A 22,226-nucleotide genomic window follows, 5' to 3' on the forward strand; every position below is an offset into this window, starting at 1 on the left:
CCAAGCTTGCGCCAGCGGAAGGCCAGCGGCTAATACTTGTCTAGTTGTATAGTAAATTAGACAAATGCACAAGGTGTCTAGATGACGGTTGAAACCAAGGAAAAGTCCCGCGACAGGCAGGCGTGGATGGGCCTGCTCGCACGGGCCGAGGCCCGCGATCTCGCCCGGCTATGGGAGGGCTTCGGCCCCCTGCCCGCCCATGAGGTGCTCCGCGCGCCTGAGATCGGCGGCGTCATGCTGCGGGGCCGGATGGGCGCTGTGGGCGATGCCTTCAACATGGGCGAGATATCGGTCACGCGCTGTTCGGTGCGGCTGACGGATGGGGCAGACGGCCACGCCTATGTGCAGGGCCGCAGCCGCGACAAGGCGCTGCAAGCGGCCCTTACCGACGCGCTGATGCAGGGCGATGCGGCGGATGAGGTCCGCGCCAAACTGCTCGACCCGCTGGCCGAGATCGAAAGCCGGCGCCGCGCCAGCCGGGCCGCCAAGGCCGCCGCCACCAAGGTCGACTTTTTCACCATGGTCAGGGGAGAAGACTGATGCAGACCCTATCGCTGACAGGCGGGTTTCGCGACGCGCCCAAAGACGCCGCTTTTGCCTTTCGCGCGGTGATGAACGCCATGGCCAAACCGGGGGAGATCAACAGCGTGACCGGGGCCGAACCGCCTGCGGGTCTCTCCACCGCCGCCGGGGTTGTTCTGCTGACGCTTTGCGACCCCGAAACGCCGCTCTACCTTGCCCCCGGCTTCGACCGACCCGAAGTGCGCGACTGGATCACCTTCCACACCGGCGCGCCCTTCGCCCCCGCAACTGCGGCACAATTCGCCTTGGGCGCTTGGGACGACCTGCCGCGCGGCGACTTCCCCCTCGGGACCGCCGCCTACCCCGACCGCTCTGCCACGCTGATCGTCGAGGTGGATGATCTACGCGCCGAGGGTGCGACCCTCTCCGGCCCCGGCATCAAAGACAGCGCGGCATTGTCTCTGCCCGAGCGTGCCGCCTTCGAACAAAACGCGGCGTTCTTCCCGCGTGGGCTGGATTTCATTTTCACCTGCGGCGACCGTCTGGCGGCGCTGCCCCGAAGCACAAAGGTGTCCTGATGTATGTAGCGGTAAAAGGCGGCGAGCGGGCGATCGACAACGCCCACGCATGGCTTGCCGAAGAGCGGCGCGGTGACGCAAAGGTGCCCGAACTCAGCGTCGCGCAGATTCGCGAGCAGATGACGCTGGCGGTGAACCGGGTGATGGCCGAAGGCTCGCTCTATGATCCTGACCTCGCCGCGTTGGCGATCAAACAGGCGCGCGGCGACCTGATCGAAGCGGTGTTCTTGATCCGCGCCTATCGCACCACCCTGCCGCGTTTCGGGGCCTCGCGCCCGATGGACACCGGCACCATGGCCTGCGACCGCCGCGTCTCGGCCACCTTCAAGGATGCGCCGGGCGGACAGGTCTTGGGGCCGACCTTCGACTACACGCACCGGCTGCTGGATTTCAAACTCGCCGCCGATGGTGAGGTGCCCCCGGCCCCCGAAGCGCCCGAGGCCGAACCGCCCGCGGAGACGCCGCACATCATGGAATTCCTCGACCGCGAAGGGCTGATGCAGCGCGACACGGACAGCAAGACCCCGCCGCGCGACCTGACGCGCGAGCCTTTGGAACTCCCCGCCACCCGCGACCTGCGCCTGCAAGCGCTGACCCGCGGTGACGAGGGCTTCGTGCTCGGCATGGCCTACTCCACGCAACGCGGCTATGCGCGCAACCACGCTTTCGTCGCGGAACTGCGCATCGGCAAAGTCGCTGTCGAAATGGATATTCCCGAACTGGGTTTCGCCATCGAGATCGGCGAGGTCGAGCTGACCGAATGCGAGACGGTGAACCAATTTGCAGGCTCCAAGACCGAGCCGCCGCAGTTCACCCGCGGCTATGGGCTGGTCTTTGGCATGTCTGAGCGCAAGGCGATCTCCATGGCGCTGGTGGACCGGGCATTGCGTTGGGAGGAGTTGGGCGAAGACAACCTCGGCGCGCCGGCGCAGGACGCGGAATTCGTGCTCTATCACGCCGACAACATCCAAGCGACAGGGTTCTTGGAGCATATCAAACTGCCCCATTACGTCGACTTCCAATCCGAACTCGAACTGATCCGCAAACTGCGCCGCGAGGCGACAGCCGCGGCGCAAGACGCACCACGGGAGGCCGCGGAATGAACCCTGCCATGACACATAGTGACCAAGACAGGCATGAGGACCGGGGCATGAACGACTACAATTTTGCCTATCTGGACGAGCAGACCAAGCGGATGATCCGCCGCGCAATCCTGAAAGGGCTGGCGATCCCGGGCTATCAGGTGCCCTTTGCCAGCCGCGAGATGCCGATGCCTTACGGCTGGGGCACTGGCGGGGTGCAAGTCTCTGCCGCGGTGCTGACGCCCGAGGATACCTTCAAGGTGATCGACCAAGGGGCCGACGACACGACCAACGCCGTCTCAATCCGCCGCTTTTTCCAAAAGACCGCTGGCGTTGCGGTGACCGAAGCCACGACCGAAGCCAGCGTCATCCAAACCCGCCACCGCATCCCCGAAGCCGCGCTGCGCGAGGATCAGGTGCTGGTCTATCAGGTGCCGATCCCCGAACCGCTGCGCTTTCTGGAGCCTTCGGAGGTCGAGACCCGCAAAATGCACGAGCTGGAGGAATACGGGCTGATGCATGTGAAACTTTACGAAGACATCGCCCAGCACGGCGCGATTGCCACGGCCTATGCCTATCCGGTCAAGGTCGAGGGGCGCTATGTGATGGACCCTTCGCCGATCCCGAAATTCGACAATCCGAAACTTGAAATGGCCGCGATCCAACTCTTCGGCGCGGGGCGCGAGCAGCGGATCTATGCGCTGCCGCCCTATACGCAGGTCGTGTCGCTGGATTTCGAGGACCACCCCTTTGAGGCGAGCAAGGCCGACCATCCTTGCGGCCTCTGCGGGGCCGAGGACAGCTATCTGGATGAGTTGATCGTCGATGACGCAGGCGGGCGTCTGTTCATGTGTTCCGACACCGATTATTGCGCGGCCCGTCAGGCCGCCGGGCATCGCGGTGCGGATGGGGCACCAGTGGTGGAGGGCATGGCATGACCCCCTTGTTGCAAGTTGAAAACATCGCGAAATTCTATGGCGCGCGGATCGGCTGCACCGATGTCAGCTTTGACCTCTTCCCCGGCGAAGTCATGGGGATCGTCGGGGAAAGCGGCTCGGGCAAGTCGACGCTGCTGAACACGCTGGCGGGGCATCTGACGCCGGATCGCGGGGCGGTGCGTTTCGACACCCGCGCCGATGGGCTGCGCGACACGGTGACGATGAGCGAGCCGGAGCGCCGGATGCTGTCGCGCACCGATTGGGCCTTTGTCCACCAGCACGCCCGCGACGGGCTGCGCATGAACGTCAGCGCAGGCGGCAATGTGGGCGAGCGGCTGATGGCCGTGGGCGCGCGGCATTACGGCGACATCCGCGCCAGCGCCACCGATTGGCTGGGCCGGGTGGAGATCAGCGAAGACCGGATCGACGACCGGCCCTCGGCCTTCTCTGGCGGGATGCAGCAGCGTTTGCAGATCGCCCGAAACCTTGTGACCGGGCCGCGGCTGGTCTTCATGGATGAACCCACCGGCGGGCTGGACGTGAGCGTGCAAGCGCGGCTGCTCGACCTGCTGCGCGGGCTTGTGCGCGAGATGGGGCTGAGCGCCATCATCGTGACCCATGATCTAGCGGTGGTGCGGCTGTTGGCGGATCGGTTGATAGTGATGAAGGATGGCCATGTGGTGGAAACCGGCCTGACCGATCAGGTGCTCGACGACCCGCAGCACGGCTATACGCAGCTTTTGGTCTCTAGCGTGCTACAGGTGTGAACATGCAAAGAAAACCATTCAATTTCAAAATTATACCGAGCAAGGCTAAACCATGATACGCGTGGAAAATGTAAGCAAATCCTTCACCCTGCATAATCAGGGCGCTGCGGTGATCCCGGTGATGCGCGGCGGTGAGTTGACCGTGGCGCGAGGCGAATGCGTGGCGTTGACTGGCGCTTCGGGCGCCGGGAAATCGACGCTGATGCGGATGATCTATGGCAACTACCTGACCGCCTCGGGCCGGATCATGGTGGGCGATCTGGATGTCGCCCAAGCCGCCCCGCGCGAGATACTGGAGCTGCGCCGTCATGTGCTAGGCTATGTCAGCCAGTTCCTGCGCGTCGTGCCACGGGTGGCAACGCTGGATGTCGTGGCCGAGCCGCTGCGCGCGGTGGGCAGCAGCGAGGCCGAGGCACGGGCGCGGGCCGGGGAATTGCTGGCACAACTCAACATCTCCGAACGGCTTTGGCAGCTCAGCCCCACGACCTTTTCCGGCGGGGAGCAGCAGCGGGTGAACATCGCGCGCGGCTTTGCGCATCCCTACCCCGTCCTGCTGCTGGACGAGCCGACGGCGAGCCTTGACGCCACCAACCGCGCCACGGTGCTGGCGCTGATCGAAGAGGCCAAGGCCCGCGGCACGGCGATCTTGGGCATTTTCCATGACGAAGCCGCCCGGGACCAAATCTGCGACCGCGAAGTGGACGTGACCCGCTTCACCCCCGGATTGGCGGCATGAGGCGCGGGCGTTTCATCGCGGTGGTGGGGCCGTCGGGCGTGGGCAAAGACAGCGTGATGGCAGCGCTGGCGGAAGCGCGGCCCGACCTCTTCCTCGCCCGCCGCGCCATCACCCGGCCCAGCGAAGCGGGCGGCGAAGACTTCGACGGGATCGACGAGGACACGTTCCTGCGGCTTGAGGCGGAGGGCGCCTTTGCCCTCAGCTGGGCCGCGCATGGGCTGCGCTATGGCATCCCCATCGCGGTCGATATGGCGCTGGCCGAGGGGCGCGACGTGCTGGCCAACCTCTCGCGCGCGGTGCTGACCGAAGCGAAGCTCAGGTTTGAGCGGTTCGAGGTGCTGTCGCTCACCGCCGCGCCCGAAGTGCTGGCCGCGCGGCTGCAGGGACGTGGGCGCGAGAGCGAAGCGGAAATCACCGCCCGGCTGGCCCGCGCCGAACGCGCCCTGCCCGACCATATCGCTGCGATCGAGATCGACAACTCCGGCCCGCTTACGCAGACCGTGGCACAGGCGCTGGCGGCGTTTTATCCCGAAAGGGCCGCGCGGTGAACCTCATGGAACATACCGTCTTCGGCCTGCCCCACCAGCGTCAGGCTGTCCAGCACGAAGGGCTGCGGCAGATGCGGCGTGATATAGGGGGCGAGCGCTGCGGTGACCTGCGGCGGATCGGCCTTGGGCAGTTTGCCGGTCAGGGTGATGTGAAAGCGGAACGCCTCCATCACATAAGGATAGCCCCATTGGCTGAGGTTGGCCTCCTGCTCTGGGGTCAGATTGGCTTGACGTCTGCGGGCCAGATCGGCCTCGGTCGGCGGCGCGCGGAAAGTATCGAGGCCGCGCACCACCTCGGCGGCCATGGCGTTGAGCGCGGCGGTGTCCCCCGCGGGCGTCAGCGCCAGAAACCGGCCCAGCGGGGTCAGCGCCAGCCCATCCAGCGTGACGGGCGCAAGCCGCCTGCAAAGCGTCTTGAACTCGGTCAGCACCCCGTCAGCCGATGCGCCTTCGGCCAGCACGAACGGCGGTTTGATTGTCGCGTGCAGCCCGTATTTGCGCGGCGTTTCGGTCAGGGCGGCCACGTCCAGCCCCGCGACCTCAGGATGCGCCACGGCACGCCCGCGCGCCAGATCCCACCCCAGCCAAGCGGCCCCAGCCTCGGCCAATGCGCCCTTGGGCGTGTAATAGATCGCGTAGCGGTCGAACTTCATTCATCTTCTCCCTGCATCCATAGATGCGCAACAAGCGTGACCTTCACATGACAAAAGAAACCATTCTCGCCAATGCCAAAATCATCCTGCCCGATGCGGTGATCCCCGGCAGCGTGGTGCTGCGCGACGGGGTGATCGCCGATATCGCAGAAGGCACCACCCTGCCCAAGGGGGCGATCGATTGCGAGGGCCGCTACGTCGCCCCCGGGCTGGTGGAGCTGCATACCGACAACCTAGAGCGCCACATGAAGCCGCGGCCCAAGGTCGACTGGCCGCACCGTGCCGCTATCATCGCCCATGACCGCGAACTGGCGGGCACCGGGATCACCACCGTCTTCGACGCGATCCGGGTGGGGTCGATCCTGTCGGACGAAGGGCGCAAACGTTACGGAAAATACGCCCGCGACATGGCCGATGAGATCCTGATGATGCGTGACAGCGGGGCGCTGGCGATCAGCCACCACATCCACCTGCGCGCCGAGATCTGTTCCGAAACGCTGGAGGAGGAACTGGCCGAGTTTGGCCCCGACGACAAGGTTGGCATCGTCAGCCTGATGGATCACACCCCCGGCCAGCGGCAATTCCGCGACGTGCAAAAGTTCGAAGATTACGTCTGTGGCAAGAACGGCCTGCCGCGGGAGGATTTCGGCGATTACGTCACCTTCCTACATGGGTTGCAGGACCGGCTTGGCGCGAGACATGAGGCGGCAGCGGTCGCGGCGGCGGCGCGCTATGGCGCGGCGCTGGCCAGCCATGATGACACCACCGCCGAACAGGTCGCGACCAGCCACGCCCATGGCGTGCGGCTGGCCGAATTCCCCACCACCCGCGAGGCGGCAGAGGCGTGCCATGCCCAAGACATCGCCACGATCATGGGCGCGCCCAACCTCGTGCGCGGCGGCTCGCATTCAGGCAATGTCGCGGCCAAGGAACTGGCGGAACTGGACCTGCTCGATATCCTGTCGTCCGACTATGTGCCCGCAGCCCTTTTGCTGGGCGCGGTGCAACTGGGCAACCTATGGGGCGACATGGCACGGGGCCTCGCCACCGTGACCCGCACGCCCGCGCATCATGCAGGGCTTACCGACCGGGGCGAGATCGCTCTGGGCGCGCGGGCCGATCTGATCCTCTTTGACATCATGAAAGACGCGCCGATCCTGGCTTCGGTCTATGCCATGGGCAACCGCGTGGCGTGACGGCGCCCTGCCCCCTGCGCATCCGCCGGTCCCGGCGGATGCGCCTCCCTTTGATCTGCGCGAAAACCCGCCCCTTGTACGAATGCGGCTTTTTGCCCTCGTCTTGTCGCTCCATAAGGCTAGGTTAAGCAAACCTGCATCTTGCAGAATAATTTAGCCGGTCATCATGGCCGACAAGTTTGAGGAAAGTGGTGCGAGAAGCATTCAGATTGGCGAGTGATCGTCTTGGCCAGATCGTCGAAGATGCGGCCAGCGAAGTTTACCTGTTTTCAGTCGAAGATTTCACCTTCACCCTCGCCAATCGCGGCGCGCGGGAGAACCTTGGCTATTCGATGGATGAGCTGCGCGGCATGGCGGCTTGGGACATCAAGCCCGAACTCTCGCGCGAGGCGTTTCTGGACCTCGTCCAACCGCTGCTGAGCGGTGAGAAGACGGCGCTGGAATATGAGACGATCCACCAACGCAAGGACGGGTCGCGCTATAACGTGCTGACCCATCTGCAATTGATCGTGACCGAGAATGACACGGTCCTCTACGCGGCCATTCAGGACATCACGAAACAAAAAGAGGCCAACGCGGCGCTGACCAAGGTCTCGGCCCGGCTGGACGCCATCCTGAGCAACACGACGATGGCCATCTTCATGATGGACGACAAGCAGCAATGCGTTTTCATGAACCGCGCGGCAGAAGAGCTGACCGGCTATCGGTTCGAGGAAACCGGAGGCCGACCGTTGCATGATGTGATCCACCACACCCATCCCGACGGGCGGCATTTCCCCATCGAAGACTGCGCCATCGACCGCGCCTTTCCCGAGAACCACCAGACCCAAGGGGAAGAGACCTTTGTCCATAAGGACGGCAGCTTCTACCCCGTGGGTTTCACCGCCTCCCCGATGAAGGACGAGACCGGCAAAACTGTGGGCACGGTGATCGAGGTGCGCGACCTGCGCGAAGAACTGCGCGCCCGCAATGCCGAGATCGAGTTCAACAACGCGCTGAAAACCAAGATCGAAGAGGCCATGGCCGAGCGGGACCGGCTTGAGGCGCAATTGGTGCAGGCACAAAAGATGGAAGCCGTGGGCCAGTTGACCGGCGGCATCGCGCATGACTTCAACAACCTGTTGCAAGTGGTGGGCAGCAACCTGCAACTTCTGTCGAAAGAATTGCCCGAGGGCGACGCCAAGCGGCGGTTCGTCGACAATGCCATGGCAGGCGTGTCGCGCGGGGCCAAGCTCACCGCGCAGTTGCTGGCCTTTGGGCGGCAGCAGCCCTTGGAGCCGAAACCGCAGAACCTTGGCCGATTGGTGCGGGGCATGGACGACATGCTGCGCCGCACGCTTGGCGAAGGGATCGAGGTCGAGACGGTGATCTCGGGGGGCCTGTGGAACTGTCTTGTCGACCCGGCGCAGTTGGAGAACGGGATCCTGAACCTCGCTATCAACGCGCGCGATGCAATGGCCCATCACGGCAAGCTGACGATCGAAGTGGGCAATGCCGCGCTGGATGATGCCTATACGCAGAACCATCCGAACGTGGCGCCGGGCCAATATGTCATGCTGGCGATCACCGACACCGGCACCGGCATCCCGCCCGAGATCATGGAGAAGGTCTTTGACCCCTTCTTCACCACAAAGGAGACCGGAGAGGGCACGGGGCTGGGCCTCAGCATGGTTTACGGTTTCGTCAAACAATCCGGCGGGCACATCAAGCTCTACAGCGAAGAGAAGCAAGGCACGACCGTACGGGTCTACCTGCCACGCACACAGCGCAAGGAGGAAAGCGCCCCGCTGCCCGCCACCACCGACACGCCCACCGGCAGTGGCGAGGTGATCCTTGTGGTCGAAGACGATGCCGCCGTGCGCGAGACTGCCGTCGATCAACTGCGCGATCTTGGCTATGGCGTGCTTACTGCCGAGAATGCGGACAGCGCGCTGGCGATCATCAAAAGCGGGGTGCAGATCAACCTGCTGTTCACCGATGTGGTCATGCCCGGCAAAATCCGCAGCCCCGAGCTTGCCCGCGAGGCCAAGGCGCATCTGCCGAATGTCGGCGTGCTCTTTACCTCGGGCTATACGCAGAACGCCATCGTTCATGCCGGACGGCTCGACGAAGGGGTCGACCTGCTGAGCAAACCCTACACCCGCGAGCGGCTGGCGCTGAAAATCCATGAGATCCTCTCGCGCCAAACCAGTGCCGACACCACCCCGCCAGCGGCGGAGGCCGCGCCGAGCGCCGATGACGCGCCGAAGGTGCTGTTGGTCGAAGACGATGCGCTGATCTGCATGGCCACGGCGGATATGCTCTCTGATCTGGGCTATGTCGTGACCGAGGCCGACAGCGTCGCCGCCGCGGAGCGCAGCCTTCAGGCCGAGCGGTTCGATGTCATGTTCACCGACCTTGGCCTGCCCGATGGCTCCGGCATGGAACTGGTGCGGCATGTGACGCAACTGCGCCCCGAGATCGCCGTGATCATCGCCTCGGGCGCCGATCCGCGGGAATATGCCGAAGGCGATGCAGAGGCGGCGCGCTATGTCAGCTTGATGAAACCCTATGACGAACATTCGTTGAAACGGGCGTTGGAGCAGTGCAAGACGGCGGCGGAATAAGGCGGCTAGGATCAGCCCGGTTTTCGATCTATGAGAAAGAAAACAAAAGAGAGGCAGATCATGCGCAGCATTACATTCGCAGCCGTTTCCACCGCTATGTTCATCGCTGGTTGCGCGGGCGTGGCCAGTGACCGCGTCATGGTCCACCGCACCGGGCCGGATGAGCTTTTGAAACTGCGGTCCGGGCCGGGCTTGGATTTCGGGATCATCATGGGGCTGCCCGACGGCACCGTCCTGAACCGCCGCGATTGCGTGACCGAGATCGGACAATTGTGGTGCCGCGTCTCCTTGGCCGATGCGCCTGAGGTGCAGGGCTATGTCTCGGCGGATTATATCTCTGACATTTGATTTATGACCTCGGGTGGCCCGTTTGCCGGGCCGCCCCCCCGACGGGCGCGGCGCTAGGGCCGCGCTGCCGCGTCCTAAGTCGATTTTCGCGCGCCTTGCTCTATCTCAGCCCTTCACACCCTTCTTCGAAGTCGCTGAAATATCTCAAGAGTAAGGAAAACCATGTGCCGCTTCCTCGCCTATATCGGACCTGAACTGCCAATCGAGTCGCTGCTCCTTGCGCCTGAGAACAGCCTGCTGAACCAAAGCCTCGACCCGGAACTGCACCCAAGCCTGCAACTGGCCGGATGGGGTTTCGCCGCCTGGAGCGACCATCTGCTGCATCCCGAAGCGCCGCTGCGCTACCACCGGCCCAAGGCCGCCTTTCACGACGACAACGCCAAATCGGTGATCCCCAGCCTTCAGGCGCACACGCTGCTGTCGCATATCCGCGCGGCCTCTTATGACGCCAGCGTGGTGCAGGCCGATGAGAACTGCCCCCCGTTCTCCTTTGACCATACGCCGTGGATCATCGCCCAGAACGGCGCCCTGCCCCATTGGCGGCAATTGCAGCGCGAACTCCTGCCGCATTGCGAGGATCGCTACCTCACCCAAATGCGCGGCACGACGGATACGGAATTCCTCTATGTGCTGCTGCTGTCCCTGCTGGCGGGCGACAGCGACGAAGACGTGCAGCGCGGGTTCGAAAAGCTGTTGCAGGTGATCTGCAAAGCCGCCCGCGACCTCGACCTCGCCGCGCTCACCAAACTCAAGATCGCGCTGGTCAGCAAGGGGCGGATCATCGGTGTCAACTTCGGCTGCGGCCATGAGGGTGAGGCGGATGTCACAGGCGATTGGCAAAAGCTGCGGGATGAGGACCTGCCCCTGTCGATGCTGCTTGAGCCGATCTACCTGCTCACCGGGGCGAATTTTCAGGACTACGCCAACACCTATGACATCGATGCCTGCCCCGAAGGGGAGGCGACCTCGGCCATCCTCGCATCGGAACCGCTGACCGAAAACGCGGAGGAATGGCTGAAGATCGAATTCGGCGAGATCGTGTTTCTGGAGCGGAAGGACGGGCTGATCCGCAAAACGGTCCGCAAGCTCGACGTGTAACTTTCAGCCATAGGAGCAGTCCATGACCGATCGTTTCCAAAACTTCGCCGACCTCTCCGCCGAGATGGCCGCAGGCGTCGATTACCGCATCCGGGCCGAGGACCGGGGCAGCGCGGTCGTCATTCTGGCCCCGCATGGCGGCACGATCGAACCCGAGACGGGCCTGATCGCCAAGGCCATCGCGGGGCGCGATCTGTCGCTCTATCTCTTTGAGGCGCTGAAGGCGGGCGCGCATGGGGATTTTCACATCACCTCGCACCGTTTCGATGAGCCGCAGGCGCTGGCGCTTGTCGGTGGCGCCGAGGGGGCCATCGCAGTGCATGGCCGCAAAGACGATGGCACCCAAACCGTATGGCTCGGCGGGCGGGACAAGGCGATGCGCGAAGCCATTGGTGCCGCCCTGCGCGCGGCGGGCTTCGGGGCAGAGGTGAACACCGCCCTGCCCGGCCTGCATGAGACGAACATCTGCAACCGCACGCGCAAGGGCGCAGGGGTCCAGCTTGAACTGCCCCGGTCGCTGAGGCGCCATCTGGCAGAGGATGCGGATTTGCTTGAAAGGTTCAGCCGGGCGGTGCGTGCCGCGCTTTAGTTGGAAGTGGCAGGCCCGGCTGGCGGGCCTGCCGAGGGGCGCTTAGCCCTTTTTCTGGAACAGGATCACCAGCAGCGCCAAAAGCGACGAGCCCAGCATCAAGAGCAGCGACACGGCGTTCAGCAGCGGGGTCGACCCCTCTTTCAGCCGGTCGAACATGGCAATGGTCAGCGGCGCGTCGGAGCCCACGAGCATCAGCGTGGTGTTAAAGTTCTCAAAGCTCATCAAAAAGGCCACCACCACGGCCCCGACCATTGCAGGCGCAAGGAACGGCAGCGTGATCGTGCGCACCGCCGTCAGCCGGTCCGCGCCAAGGTTCAGCGCCGCCTCCTCCAAGGTCCGGTCGAATTTCTGCAACCGGGCCGAGATCACGAGCGTGGCGATGGTGGTGATAAAGCTGAACTGCCCAAGGATCACCAACAGCAGACCGGGGCGCAGCGCCTGAATGTCGATCTGCGCCAAGTCCCAGACGCCATTGGCCAGAGTTGAGGAGAACACCAGCACAGAGATGCCTAAGACGATGCCGGGGATCACCAGCGGCAGCAGCATCAGCACATAGAGGAACCCCTTGCCACGGAACTCATAGCGGTTGAACAAAAAGGCGTTGGTCGTGCCCACGCAGACGGAAAGCACCGCCACGCAAAGCGCCACAAAGGCCGAGGTGCCGACCGCGCGCAGAATGCCGCGTTCGTGAAAGACGCCGATCTGCGGGCGCTCCTCGCCAAAGAACCAATTCCACGTGAACCCCTCCCACGGGAGAGAGGGGAACTGGCTGTCGTTGAAGGCAAAGACCGCCACCACGGTCAGCGGCAGGGCCAGATAGAGAAAGAACAGCGCTACATAGCCACCATAGACAATGCGAAAGCTGCGCGATTGCGGGATTGTCGGGATCATTGGATCACCCCATCGTTTCCTTGAGGGTCCGGCCCGTCAGCCAGAGCATCCCCCAGACGATCACCGAAGACAGCACCAAAAGCATAAAGCCAAAGGCGGCGCCCAGCTCCCAATTGGAGCGCACGATGAACTGGTTATAGATCATTTCGGTGAACCACAGGCTGTCCTTGCCGCCCAGCATGGTCGGCGTCAGGTAGTTGCCCAAGCTCAGCATGAAGACCACGATACAGCCCGAAACGATGCCGGGCATGGCATGGGGGATGATGATCTCACGCAAGACGGAAAGCCCGCTGCCGCCCAGATCATAGCCCGCCTCGATCACGCTGTCGTCGAGGCTTTCCAGCGTGGTGACAAGCGGCACCACCATGAAGAGCATAGAGGTATAGACCAGCCCGACCATCATCGTGGCATCGGTGTAAAGCAGTTCCACCGGACGGTCCGCCAGCCCCACCCATTGCAACAGGTTCGAGACGAGACCGGTCTCGCGCAGCAGGATCATCCAGCCAAAGGTACGCACCAGTTCCGAGACGTAGAATGGGATCAGGCAGAGCAGGAACAACACCTGCTGCAAGCGCCCCTTCGCCATTTTGGCGATGTAATAGGCCACCGGAAAGGCGATCAGCAGCGTCAGCGCGGTTGCCAGCACTGACATCACCGCCGTGCGCCAAAAGGTGCGCAAGTAAAGTGGCTCGGTCAGCGCCTTTTCATATTGCGCGAGACTGGTTTCATAGAAGCCGAAACTGATCCGCTCGCGCAGCGAAATCAGCAGCATGTCGATGTGCGGGATGATGATCAAAAGCCCCAGCCACAGCACCAAGGGCGTCAGCAGCAGGTAGAATGTCAGTCGGGATTGGCTGCGCATCACGCGACCCCAAAGCAGGTCGCCTGCCCCGCGCCCCAGCCGATATGCACCACGTCGCCGCGTTTCAGGCTTGAGAACTCCCCCGATTGCGGCAGCGTGACTTCGAGCGTCTCACCCACATCATCCTGCACCAAGACGCGGGAAGCCGCGCCGTTGAACAACAGGCTGGTGACGGTGCCCTTTAGCTGATTGTCGAACCCCGACAGCGCATCGGCACTGGCAGCCAGCCGAATGGATTCAGGCCGCACGAAAATCTCGGCCTTTGCCCCTTGGGCAAGGCCCACGCCGGTGGCGCGCATGGCAAGCCCGCTGGCGGTGCGCAGTTGCAGGGCGTCGCCCTCCACCCGTTCGATCCGGCCTTTCCAGCGGTTCGACTCTCCGATGAAACCGGCGACGAAGGGCGTTTCGGGGCGGTAGTAGAGGTCTTGCCCCCGGCCCACCTGCTCGAACTGGCCATTGCTCATCACCGCGATCTGGTCGGACATCACCAGCGCTTCGGATTGGTCGTGGGTGATATAGACGAATGTCGTGTCAAAGGCGGCTTGCAAGGCCTTTAGCTCAACCTTCATATGTTCGCGCAGCTTGAGGTCCAGCGCCCCCAGCGGCTCATCCAGCAGCAGCACGTCAGGTTCTAACACCATGCAGCGCGCGATGGCGACCCGTTGCTTCTGCCCGCCCGAAAGCTCATCCGCCTTGCGCGCGCCGATGCCCGGCAGGCCGATCCGGTCAAGCGCCTCATCGACCTTGCGCGCGATCTCGGCCTTAGGCATGCCGCGACGGCGCAGCCCGTAGCCGATATTCTCGGCAATCGTCATCATCGGGAAAAGCGCCAGATGCTGGAACACCATGTTCACCGGGCGCTTGTTCGGCGGCGTATCGAGCACCGAGCCGCCCTTGATCCGAATGTCACCAGAGGTGGGGTCGAGAAACCCCGCGATCATCCGCATGATTGTTGTTTTGCCGCAGCCCGAAGGCCCGAGGATGGAGAAGAAACTGCCGGGCGGCACCGTGAAGGAGACGTTGTTAACAGCGGTGGTATCGCCGAACCGCTTAACGAGGTCGACGCATTCCAGATCTGGGGTCATGTGAATTCCGTATAAAGATGCGACACCCCCAATATGAGGGTGCCGCTCGTAGGGTCAGTTATCAGTTGGCAGCTTGGACGCGGTCCAGCACTTCGCCTTCGATGGTTTCCAGACCGGCGGGCACCGGCGGATACCATTTGATATTGTCGACAGCTTCTTGCGGGAAGCTGTTCTGATACTTGGTTTTCAGGCTGTCTTCGGCAAACTCATCCGCCCCTGCGGAGGCGGTGAAGTTGCCCGCCGCTGCGGTGATCATCGCCGCGATTTCCGGCTGCATGACGAAGTTGATCCACTCATAGGCCACATCGTCGGCCTGCCCTTTGGCGGGCAGAACGAAGGTGTCGATCCAGCCCAGCGCACCCGAGGCCGGGGCCACGAAGGTGATGTCGGCGTTGTCGTCGTTCAGCTTCCAGCCGCCGGTGTCCCATGCCATGGAGGCGGTCACCTCGCCCGAGCGCAGCAGATTCATCAGCTCATCGCCGCCGCCCCAGTAGGTTTTGACGTTCTCTTTGCATTCGATCAGCTTCTCTTCGACCTTGCCCATGATCTCGGCGTATTTCGCCTCGTCGTCGTAGGCGGCAAAGGGGTCTTCACCCATGGCGAAGGCGAAACCGATCAGCGTCGGACGCTTCAGGCGGTAGGACACTTTGCCTGCCACTTCGGGCGCGCAGAGGTCGGTGTAATCCTTGACGGTGTCACCCGCTTCGGCGGTATTCATCACCAGACCGGAGGTGCCCCAGACGTGCGGCACGCCATAGACATCGCCGTTCACGGTGGTGTTGGCCATGGTCGCGTCGAGCATGGAGGGGATGAAAAGCTCTTTGTTCAGCTTGGAGACATCGATCGGCTTGTAGATGCCGAATTCCATCTGCGGCCCCATAATGCGGTCTTGCGAAGGCTGGGCGAGGTCGAAACCACCGCCGCCTGTGGCGCGCAGCTTGGCGATCATCTCTTCGTTGTTGGATTTCGTGACTTCGACGGTATGGCCGGTCTCTTCTTCGAATTTCGCGACCACGTCCTCAGGTGCGTAGCCGCCCCATGTCAAAAGGCGCAGCGTGTCGGCTTGGGCCACGGAGGCGAGCCCCGCCAGCATGGTGCCGGCCAGCAGAATGGTTTTTGTCATGGGAAATCCTCTTTCTAGTGTACTCATTGTCGGCAGAATGCGCGCGTTAGACCAGTTGGTCAATTTATACTTCGACGCATCGCGGCTCCTTGTGGCCTGAGAGTGCAAAAGATTTGTGACAGTGGCGGAAAATGCCGTTTGTTTTAGCAGGGTTGCTTTCGGCGGCAGCAGCCATGCGCCAAGGGGCTGACGGGGCCGCCTGCGCTTTCGGGGGCCAAGGGGAATGCACCTCTTCGCGGTCCGAGCCGCCCATTTTTCGAGGTGATCCACAGCCTCGCGCCCCTGCTCCCGACCACTTACCTTTACCCAAAAGACACAGGCAGCACCTCGCCCACATCATGCCCCTTGAGATTCCTGACGGTTTCTATAAGGAATCGCCGCAACGCCGTCCGGGGGGTGCTTTTCCGGGTCCGGGCCGTTTGAGTAAGGGGAAATTTGATGAAGCCGACACATGCATTTGCTTGCCTTGCCGCGGGGATGATTCCCGCCGCTGGCCAAGCGCAGAGCGCTAACGACGAAGCCTTTCTGGGCACCATCGTCCTTGAGATGCCAGCCGTTCCGGGGATGGAAGACGATGACATCTCAATTTCCAGCGAAGGGCTGGCGCTGAGCAATCCTGCGGACCTGTCCGAACTTTTCGTGGCCGAGCCGACCATCGCGGTGGGCAGTTCGATCCCGATGTCGCAAAAGGTCTATGTCAACGGGATCGAGGAGAACAACCTCGCCATTTCCATCGACGGCGCGCGGCAGAACAACAAGGTGTTCCACCACAACACCACCACGCTGATCGACCCCGCCCTGCTGAAAGCCGCCCGCGTCGACCCCGGCGTGGCCCCCGCCGATGCGGGCCCCGGCGCCTTGGGCGGCGCGCTGGCCTATGAGACCAAAGACGCGAGCGACCTGCTGGCCCCGGGCGAGACCTTTGGCGGGCGCTACAAGCTGGAATACGACAGCAACGGCGACATCTTCTCGAACAGCCTGTCGGTCTATGGCCGCGAGGGCGGGTTTGAATACCTCGGCTTTGCAAAGGTCGCCGATGGTGGGCTGCGCGAAGATGGCAACGGGGACGAGATCATCGGATCCGGCACCGACCTGCTCAGCGGGCTGGGCAAACTGGCCTATGAGGCGCAAAGCGGCGACCGGGTCGAGCTGTCTTACGAACGTGTGGTCGACGATGAAATCCGGCCCTACCGGGCGAACCTCGGTGCCATCGTCGGGGGCCGCCCGCTTCCCGCAGACCGCCCCTATGATCTGGAGCGCACCAATATCGTCCTGAGCTACAGCGACACCACGCCGACAGCGATGTGGAACCCCACCGCGCGGCTGGCCTATAGCGGGACCAAACTGGTCAACGACGAGTCGGCGCTGTCGACCAATTCGATCACCAGCGGTGAGACGGTGAGCCTGAGCGGCGAGTTCTCCAACCGTTTCGCGCTGAGCTGGGGTGAGTTGAACGCAGGTCTCGACTTCTACTCCGACGAAGCCGATCTGGACTATCTCGCCCTCTCCTCCGGCGCGCGTGAGGCGGCGACTGAGAAACTCAGCAATATTGGTCTTTTCGCCCAAGCGCGGATGGAGCCCACAAGCAATGCGCGTCTGTCCTTCGGTGCGCGGGCCGATTTTCAGGATTTCGAGGGCACCGATGGTTCCTCGCAGTCTGAATCGGGCCTCTCGGGAAATATCTCGGGCGAATATGATGTCTCGGACGACCTGACGATCAGCGCGGGCTATTCCCACGTCTGGGGCGGTCTGGAACTGGCCGAGAACTATATCCTCAACCCCGCGTGGGACTATAGCTCCGGCATCGAGGAAGTCACCGCCGATAACCTCTACCTCGCCGCGAATTACACCATGGGCGCATGGGTCGTCGACGGCAAGCTGTTCGCCACCAACATCGACAACGCCCGCGCTGCCAGCTATCGCGCTGGCCCGGCCTTCACGGCGGATGTGCAATCGCGCGGCTTTGAACTAGGCCTCGGCACCGCATGGGAAGATGGTTTCTTCCGCGCTGGCTTTGCCCGTATCGACACCGAAATCAATGGCCGGTCTGCCGATTCCTACTACGGCAACTATCTGACCATGCCGATGGGCGATTTCCTGACCTTCCAAGTGGCGCATCGTTTGAACAACGGCGTTCTTTTGGGTGGCGATGTGCAGGTGGCCTTTGACTTTGACGATACCTATGACGCCGCCACAGGCGGCAGCGGGCCGGAGTTAGACGGCTACACGATCGCCAATGTCTTTGCCGAATACACGCCCAAGCGGATGGACAACCTGACCCTGCGCGCCGAGGTGAACAACCTCTTTGATGAGCAATACAGCAGCCGCGCAACCTATGGCCAAGAGTTCGTGGGCGAAGTGGAGCCGCTGACCGAACCGGGCCGCTCTATCCGCCTCAGCGCCGAGATCGTCTTCTGATCAAAGGCTACGCTTGGTCGGACCCCGGTTCGGCCTTTTTCCCGGCGCCCATTGCGGCGCCGGGATTTTCTGTGAAGCGGCGGCCTATTCGACCGTCCAAACCATGTTCTTTTCCGTTTCCCGGAAGGCGAAAGTTTCAAGATGCCGGTCAATGACACTATGCAGCGCAGGCACCATCTCAGGATCGTCGAGCGTCGCCGTGACGGTGAGGCCTTTGCTGTCCGCCGTCATATAGGCCGTGCCCATCTCGAAAGCGGCCCAGCCCTTCTCACTGTCGTAAGATGTCTCGATCTTATGGCCGAAATGTTTGCACAGCTGCTGCAAGTATTTCGAGCCGTTCTCGGTTTGGTAAAATCCTGTGGTCGTCGGCATGGCGCTCTCTCCGGATGCATTTTCTGCCTTAGTCCTAAGCCGGGCTTTTGGAATGGTAAACACCGGCCCTGCTTCCCCTCCTCCCTGATGAAAGAGTTACCGCTATGATCAAACCCCTTGCCCTCTTGGCCCTGCTTCTCGCCACGCCCACGCTGGCCGAGACCGTGACGGTCGACACCGCGCGCGGCCCCGCCGAGGCGCCGCTCACCCCCGCGACGGTCGCGGTTTACGATCTGGCGGCCTTCGACAGCCTCACCGCGCTTGGCGTTGCGCCGCAGGGTTTGGTGCGCCCGGTCTATCTGTCCTACCTCGAAGAGGCGGCAGCGGGGACCGAGGTCATCGGCTCCCTTTTCGAGCCGGATTACGAGGCGCTTTTTGCCCTGAACCCCGACCTGATCATCGCCGGGGGCCGGAGCTCCGAACAGGTGCCGGAACTGGCGCGGATCGCACCGACGCTGGACATGACCATTTGGCAAGACACCATTGGCGAAGGGCTGACCCGGCTGGAAGCCTATGGCAAGATCTTTGACAAAGAGGATGAGGCCGCAGCCCTGACGAGCGCCTTTCAAGACAAGCTCACCCAGACCAAAGAGGCGCTGGCGGGCAAAGGCCGCGCGCTAATCGTGATGACCAACGGCCCCAAGATCAGCGCATATGGGGCCGGCGGTCGCTTTGGCTGGCTGCACGAGGCGCTTGGTCTGCCCGAAGCGGTGCAGGATGTCGAGATGGCCAACCATGGTGAGGCGATCAGCTTTGAATTCATCCGCGAGGCCAACCCCGACATCCTGCTGGTGATCGACCGGATGGCGGCCATCGGTCAGGAAAGCGAAGGCGCGCGTGCCACGCTCGACAACGCATTGGTGCATGAGACGACCGCATGGAAAACCGGCCAAGTCGTGCACCTAAGCGCCGCGCCCATCTACATTGCAGGCGGCGGCATCCAGTCGATGACCCGCACGCTGGATGAGATCAACGCCGCCCTGACGGAGCAGTAAGCCCGTGGCGCTTGCCCTTGCCTGTCTCCTCGTGATCCTGTCGGTCGCCTCGCTTTTCGTCGGGGTGATCGACCTGTCTTGGGCGGCGCTTTGGTCTGATCCGGCTGCCTTGGAACTGCTGGTGGTCAGCCGCGCGCCGCGCACCATCGCCGTGGTGATCTCGGGCGGGGCCTTGGCGGTGAGCGGGGCCATCATGCAGATGCTGGTGCGCAACCGTTTCGTCGAACCGATGACCGCGGGCACGGGCCAAGGCGCGGCGCTTGGCATTCTTTTGGTCACCCTCTTCGCGCCGGGGGCCTCCATCTTCGTCAAGATGGTCCTCGCCTCCCTCACCGCCCTTGCGGCGGGCGCGGGATTTTTGGCCATCGTGCAACGCCTGCCCCCGACCCAGCCTCTGCTCGTGGCGCTGGTAGGGCTGATCTACGGCGGCATCCTTGGGGCGGCGGTCACCTTCATCGCCTATCAGGCGGACCTGCTGCAATATGTCGAGATTTGGATGAACGGTGAGTTCTCCGGCGTGTTGCAGGGCCGGTATGAGTTGCTTTGGCTGGTGGCGCTGGTGGCGGCGCTGACCTATCTCGCCGCCGATCAATTCGCGATCATCGGCATGGGCCGCACGGCCAGCATCAACCTTGGCCTGAACTACGGGCAGACGATGGTGCTCGGGCTGCTGGCCATTTCCATCGTCACCGCCCTAACCGTAGTGACAGTGGGTCTCATCCCCTTTGTCGGGCTGGTCGTGCCCAATATCGTGGCCCGGCTCGCAGGCGACAATCTGAGGCGGAGCCTGCCGCTCACCGCGATGACCGGCGCGGGCCTCGTGCTGCTGTGCGACATTCTCGGGCGGCTGATCCGCTATCCTTATGAGATCCCCGTGGGCACGGTATTCGGCGTGGTGGGCGCCCTGCTGTTCCTGTGGTTGCTGCATGGGCCAAAACGCCATGTATCCTAAGCGTCTTTGGTGGCTTCTGGCGCTGTTGGGCCTCTGCATCGCGCTCTACCTCGGACTGGGGGCGCGGGGGAACTGGGGCTTTGTCCTATCGTTTCGCGCCAATAAATTGATCGCCCTGCTGCTGGTCGCCGTCTCGGTCTCGACCGCCACGGTGCTGTTCCAGACCATCACCCGCAATCACATTCTGACGCCTTCGGTCATGGGGTTCGATGCGCTTTATCTGCTGACGCTGACGGTGCTGATCTTCGTGCTCGGCGGCCAGACTTTTACCCAACTCCCAGAAATCGCGCAGTTTCTGGTGAACAGCCTCCTGCTGATGGGGGCCGCACTGGCGCTTTTCGGCACGCTCTTGCGCCGCGGCGGGCATGATCTGTTTCGCATGATCCTGACGGGCATCATCTTTGCCGGGCTGTTCCGGTCAATCTCAAGCTTTCTGCAACGGGTCATCGACCCTAATGAATTCATGGTCGTACAAGCCAACGCCTTTGCCCGTTTTGGCCGCGTCGACACCCCGCTTCTCACCCTCGCCGCCCTCTTGACCGGCGGCGCGCTGATCGCCGCTTGGCGGATGCGCCACCGGCTCGACGTGCTGTCGCTGGGCGATGAAAGCGCCGTCAACCTCGGCGAAGACCCGAAGCGCGGCATGTTTCAAGTGCTGGTCCTCGTGTCGATCCTCGTCTCGGTCTCGACCGCGCTGGTGGGGCCGATGGCCTTTCTCGGCCTCTTGGTGGTCAGCGTGGCGCGCCAGATCACCCCGGTGATGTTTCATAGCGTCATGCTGCCCTCGGCGGGACTGGTATCGGCCATCACGCTGGTCGGCGGGCAGATGGTGCTGGAGCGCGCCCTGCGCTCTTCGACCCCGCTTGTCGTCATCGTCGATGTGCTTGGCGGCCTTGTCTTTCTAATCCTGCTGCTGCGGAGGAAACCCAGATGATCACCATCCGTGACCTGAACCACGATCGGGACGGCAAGCCGACCCTGCGCGAGATTGATCTGACCTTGCAGAGCGGCGGAATAACCGCACTGATCGGCCCCAACGGCGCGGGGAAATCGACGCTTCTGTCGCTGATCGCCCGGCTGATCCCGCTTCAGCAGGGGCAGATCATGGTCGATGACCTGCAAATCGGCGCCTGCGCGAACGACGCATTGGCCCGACGCTTGGCCATTCTGCCCCAAACCAGCGATGCGGCCCCCCTGCTGACGGTCCGTGAGTTGGTGAGCTTTGGCCGCTACCCCTACCACAAGGGCCGCCCGACCGCAGAGGACCGCGAAAAGGTAGAGGCGGCACTGGCGACCTTCGACCTTGCCCCCCTTGCCGAGCGCCGCCTCGACACGCTGTCAGGCGGTCAACGCCAGCGCGCGCAGGTGGCCATGACCTTCGCGCAGGAAACGGATTATATCCTGCTCGACGAGCCGCTTAACAACCTCGACATCGCGGCCTCGCGCGGCCTGATGCACACATTACAAGACCTCGCCCGCACCCATGGCCGGACCATCGTGATCGTGCTGCACGATATCAATTACGCCGCCGCCTACGCCGATCAAATCGTGGCGATGAAGGACGGACGGATCACGCATCACGGTGCAGCGCGAGAGGTTGTGACGGATGCGATGCTTTCGGAGGTTTATGGGACTTCGGCCCGGGTGCATCGTATTGGGGATACGGTTGTGGTGGCGGTTTGAGGGGGGGGGTGTATGGGGCAATTGGCCAAGGTCGCATCCCATTTTTGCGCTACAGGAGAAGAGCGTTCCATCCCCTCCTGAGAACGAGAAAAGCCGCCTATTGAGGCGGCTTTATCTAATTGATCTCTATGAGAGATTGGCTCCGGCGGTAGGGATCGGAGCGAATTTCGGATCTAGGCAT

23 protein-coding genes are annotated in these 22,226 nt (G+C 63.0%); 17 read left to right on the forward strand and 6 right to left on the reverse strand.

The window, feature by feature from the left end:
- The first annotated feature begins 81 nt into the window (after positions 1 to 81).
- Genes phnG through phnN form a run of 7 tightly spaced genes read left to right on the forward strand, consistent with a single transcriptional unit; the run spans position 82 to position 5,171 of the window.
- Positions 82 to 540, forward strand: coding sequence for a phosphonate C-P lyase system protein PhnG (phnG, locus tag ACGYLX_RS16380; RefSeq protein ID WP_394450827.1), 459 nt, complete (start codon positions 82 to 84; stop codon positions 538 to 540).
- A complete protein-coding gene (phnH, locus tag ACGYLX_RS16385; protein WP_394450829.1) occupies positions 540 to 1,100 on the forward strand; it encodes a phosphonate C-P lyase system protein PhnH in 561 nt (186 codons plus the stop codon). The genes phnG and phnH overlap by 1 nt, the downstream gene beginning before the upstream one ends.
- Positions 1,100 to 2,203, forward strand: a complete 1,104-nt coding sequence (locus tag ACGYLX_RS16390) for a carbon-phosphorus lyase complex subunit PhnI (RefSeq protein ID WP_394432180.1) — start codon at positions 1,100 to 1,102, stop codon at positions 2,201 to 2,203. The genes phnH and ACGYLX_RS16390 overlap by 1 nt, the downstream gene beginning before the upstream one ends.
- Before the next feature lie 47 nt (positions 2,204 to 2,250).
- Complete coding sequence (locus ACGYLX_RS16395) at positions 2,251 to 3,120, forward strand: alpha-D-ribose 1-methylphosphonate 5-phosphate C-P-lyase PhnJ (RefSeq protein ID WP_394450879.1); 870 nt, start codon at positions 2,251 to 2,253, stop codon at positions 3,118 to 3,120.
- The gene (phnK, locus tag ACGYLX_RS16400) at positions 3,117 to 3,887 is read left to right on the forward strand and encodes a phosphonate C-P lyase system protein PhnK (protein WP_394450832.1); all 771 of its coding nucleotides are present in this window, start codon (positions 3,117 to 3,119) and stop codon (positions 3,885 to 3,887) included. The genes ACGYLX_RS16395 and phnK overlap by 4 nt, the downstream gene beginning before the upstream one ends.
- Positions 3,888 to 3,939: 52 nt before the next feature.
- Positions 3,940 to 4,623: a phosphonate C-P lyase system protein PhnL gene (phnL, locus tag ACGYLX_RS16405; protein WP_394450834.1), complete on the forward strand. Its 684-nt coding sequence runs from the start codon at positions 3,940 to 3,942 to the stop codon at positions 4,621 to 4,623.
- Complete coding sequence (gene phnN, locus ACGYLX_RS16410; RefSeq protein WP_394450835.1) at positions 4,620 to 5,171, forward strand: phosphonate metabolism protein/1,5-bisphosphokinase (PRPP-forming) PhnN; 552 nt, start codon at positions 4,620 to 4,622, stop codon at positions 5,169 to 5,171. Before phnL ends, phnN begins: the two co-directional genes overlap by 4 nt.
- On the opposite strand, the gene ACGYLX_RS16415 is transcribed toward phnN, so the two are convergent.
- Positions 5,147 to 5,824 carry a DUF1045 domain-containing protein gene (locus tag ACGYLX_RS16415; protein WP_394450837.1) on the reverse strand — a complete coding sequence of 226 codons (678 nt, stop codon included), beginning with the start codon at positions 5,822 to 5,824 and terminating at the stop codon, positions 5,147 to 5,149. The genes phnN and ACGYLX_RS16415 overlap by 25 nt on opposite strands.
- Before the next feature lie 47 nt (positions 5,825 to 5,871).
- Between ACGYLX_RS16415 and ACGYLX_RS16420 the strand changes: the two genes are divergently transcribed.
- The 5 genes from ACGYLX_RS16420 (at position 5,872) to ACGYLX_RS16440 (ending at position 11,661) form a co-directional block, all read left to right on the forward strand.
- Entirely contained in the window at positions 5,872 to 7,020 is a 1,149-nt protein-coding gene (locus ACGYLX_RS16420) for an alpha-D-ribose 1-methylphosphonate 5-triphosphate diphosphatase (protein WP_394450839.1), read from the forward strand.
- Between the two features lie 209 nt (positions 7,021 to 7,229).
- A complete protein-coding gene (locus tag ACGYLX_RS16425) occupies positions 7,230 to 9,626 on the forward strand; it encodes a PAS domain S-box protein (protein ID WP_394450841.1) in 2,397 nt (798 codons plus the stop codon).
- 60 nt (positions 9,627 to 9,686) lie between these two features.
- Positions 9,687 to 9,974, forward strand: a complete 288-nt coding sequence (locus ACGYLX_RS16430; protein WP_209217398.1) for an SH3 domain-containing protein — start codon at positions 9,687 to 9,689, stop codon at positions 9,972 to 9,974.
- A 162-nt stretch (positions 9,975 to 10,136) separates the two neighbouring features.
- A complete protein-coding gene (locus ACGYLX_RS16435; RefSeq protein WP_394450843.1) occupies positions 10,137 to 11,072 on the forward strand; it encodes a class II glutamine amidotransferase in 936 nt (311 codons plus the stop codon).
- A gap of 22 nt (positions 11,073 to 11,094) precedes the next feature.
- Positions 11,095 to 11,661 (forward strand): poly-gamma-glutamate hydrolase family protein, encoded by a 567-nt coding sequence (locus ACGYLX_RS16440; RefSeq protein ID WP_394450845.1) that lies wholly within the window; start codon positions 11,095 to 11,097, stop codon positions 11,659 to 11,661.
- A gap of 42 nt (positions 11,662 to 11,703) precedes the next feature.
- Here ACGYLX_RS16440 and ACGYLX_RS16445 read toward each other — a convergent pair whose 3' ends face one another.
- From ACGYLX_RS16445 to ACGYLX_RS16460, 4 genes are all read right to left on the reverse strand, one after another.
- The gene (locus tag ACGYLX_RS16445) at positions 11,704 to 12,555 is read right to left on the reverse strand and encodes an ABC transporter permease (RefSeq protein WP_067261320.1); all 852 of its coding nucleotides are present in this window, start codon (positions 12,553 to 12,555) and stop codon (positions 11,704 to 11,706) included.
- Positions 12,556 to 12,559: 4 nt separating this feature from the next.
- Positions 12,560 to 13,417, reverse strand: coding sequence for an ABC transporter permease (locus tag ACGYLX_RS16450; protein WP_394450848.1), 858 nt, complete (start codon positions 13,415 to 13,417; stop codon positions 12,560 to 12,562).
- Positions 13,417 to 14,502: an ABC transporter ATP-binding protein gene (locus ACGYLX_RS16455; protein ID WP_394450851.1), complete on the reverse strand. Its 1,086-nt coding sequence runs from the start codon at positions 14,500 to 14,502 to the stop codon at positions 13,417 to 13,419. The genes ACGYLX_RS16450 and ACGYLX_RS16455 overlap by 1 nt, the downstream gene beginning before the upstream one ends.
- 61 nt (positions 14,503 to 14,563) lie before the next feature.
- A complete protein-coding gene (locus tag ACGYLX_RS16460) occupies positions 14,564 to 15,625 on the reverse strand; it encodes an extracellular solute-binding protein (RefSeq protein ID WP_394450853.1) in 1,062 nt (353 codons plus the stop codon).
- Between the two features lie 438 nt (positions 15,626 to 16,063).
- On the opposite strand from ACGYLX_RS16460, the gene ACGYLX_RS16465 reads away from it, so the two are divergent.
- Entirely contained in the window at positions 16,064 to 18,043 is a 1,980-nt protein-coding gene (locus tag ACGYLX_RS16465) for a TonB-dependent receptor domain-containing protein (protein WP_394450856.1), read from the forward strand.
- 84 nt (positions 18,044 to 18,127) lie between these two features.
- Here the strand turns inward: ACGYLX_RS16465 and ACGYLX_RS16470 are convergent, their stop codons facing one another.
- Positions 18,128 to 18,415, reverse strand: coding sequence for a DUF2218 domain-containing protein (locus tag ACGYLX_RS16470; protein WP_067261313.1), 288 nt, complete (start codon positions 18,413 to 18,415; stop codon positions 18,128 to 18,130).
- Between the two features lie 104 nt (positions 18,416 to 18,519).
- On the opposite strand from ACGYLX_RS16470, the gene ACGYLX_RS16475 reads away from it, so the two are divergent.
- From ACGYLX_RS16475 to ACGYLX_RS16490, 4 genes are read left to right on the forward strand one after another with little or no spacing between them, the layout of a single operon-like run.
- On the forward strand, positions 18,520 to 19,410 hold the full coding sequence (locus ACGYLX_RS16475; RefSeq protein WP_394450858.1) for a siderophore ABC transporter substrate-binding protein: 891 nt from the start codon (positions 18,520 to 18,522) through the stop codon (positions 19,408 to 19,410).
- A gap of 4 nt (positions 19,411 to 19,414) precedes the next feature.
- A complete protein-coding gene (locus tag ACGYLX_RS16480) occupies positions 19,415 to 20,362 on the forward strand; it encodes an ABC transporter permease (protein WP_394413262.1) in 948 nt (315 codons plus the stop codon).
- Positions 20,352 to 21,296, forward strand: a complete 945-nt coding sequence (locus ACGYLX_RS16485) for an iron chelate uptake ABC transporter family permease subunit (RefSeq protein WP_394450860.1) — start codon at positions 20,352 to 20,354, stop codon at positions 21,294 to 21,296. The genes ACGYLX_RS16480 and ACGYLX_RS16485 overlap by 11 nt, the downstream gene beginning before the upstream one ends.
- Positions 21,293 to 22,045, forward strand: a complete 753-nt coding sequence (locus ACGYLX_RS16490; protein ID WP_394450863.1) for an ABC transporter ATP-binding protein — start codon at positions 21,293 to 21,295, stop codon at positions 22,043 to 22,045. Before ACGYLX_RS16485 ends, ACGYLX_RS16490 begins: the two co-directional genes overlap by 4 nt.
- Positions 22,046 to 22,226: the final 181 nt, after the last annotated feature.

It is taken from the genome of Sulfitobacter sp. 1A13496, from assembly GCF_043557225.1.
GTDB classification, from domain to species: Bacteria; Pseudomonadota; Alphaproteobacteria; order Rhodobacterales; family Rhodobacteraceae; genus Sulfitobacter; species Sulfitobacter faviae.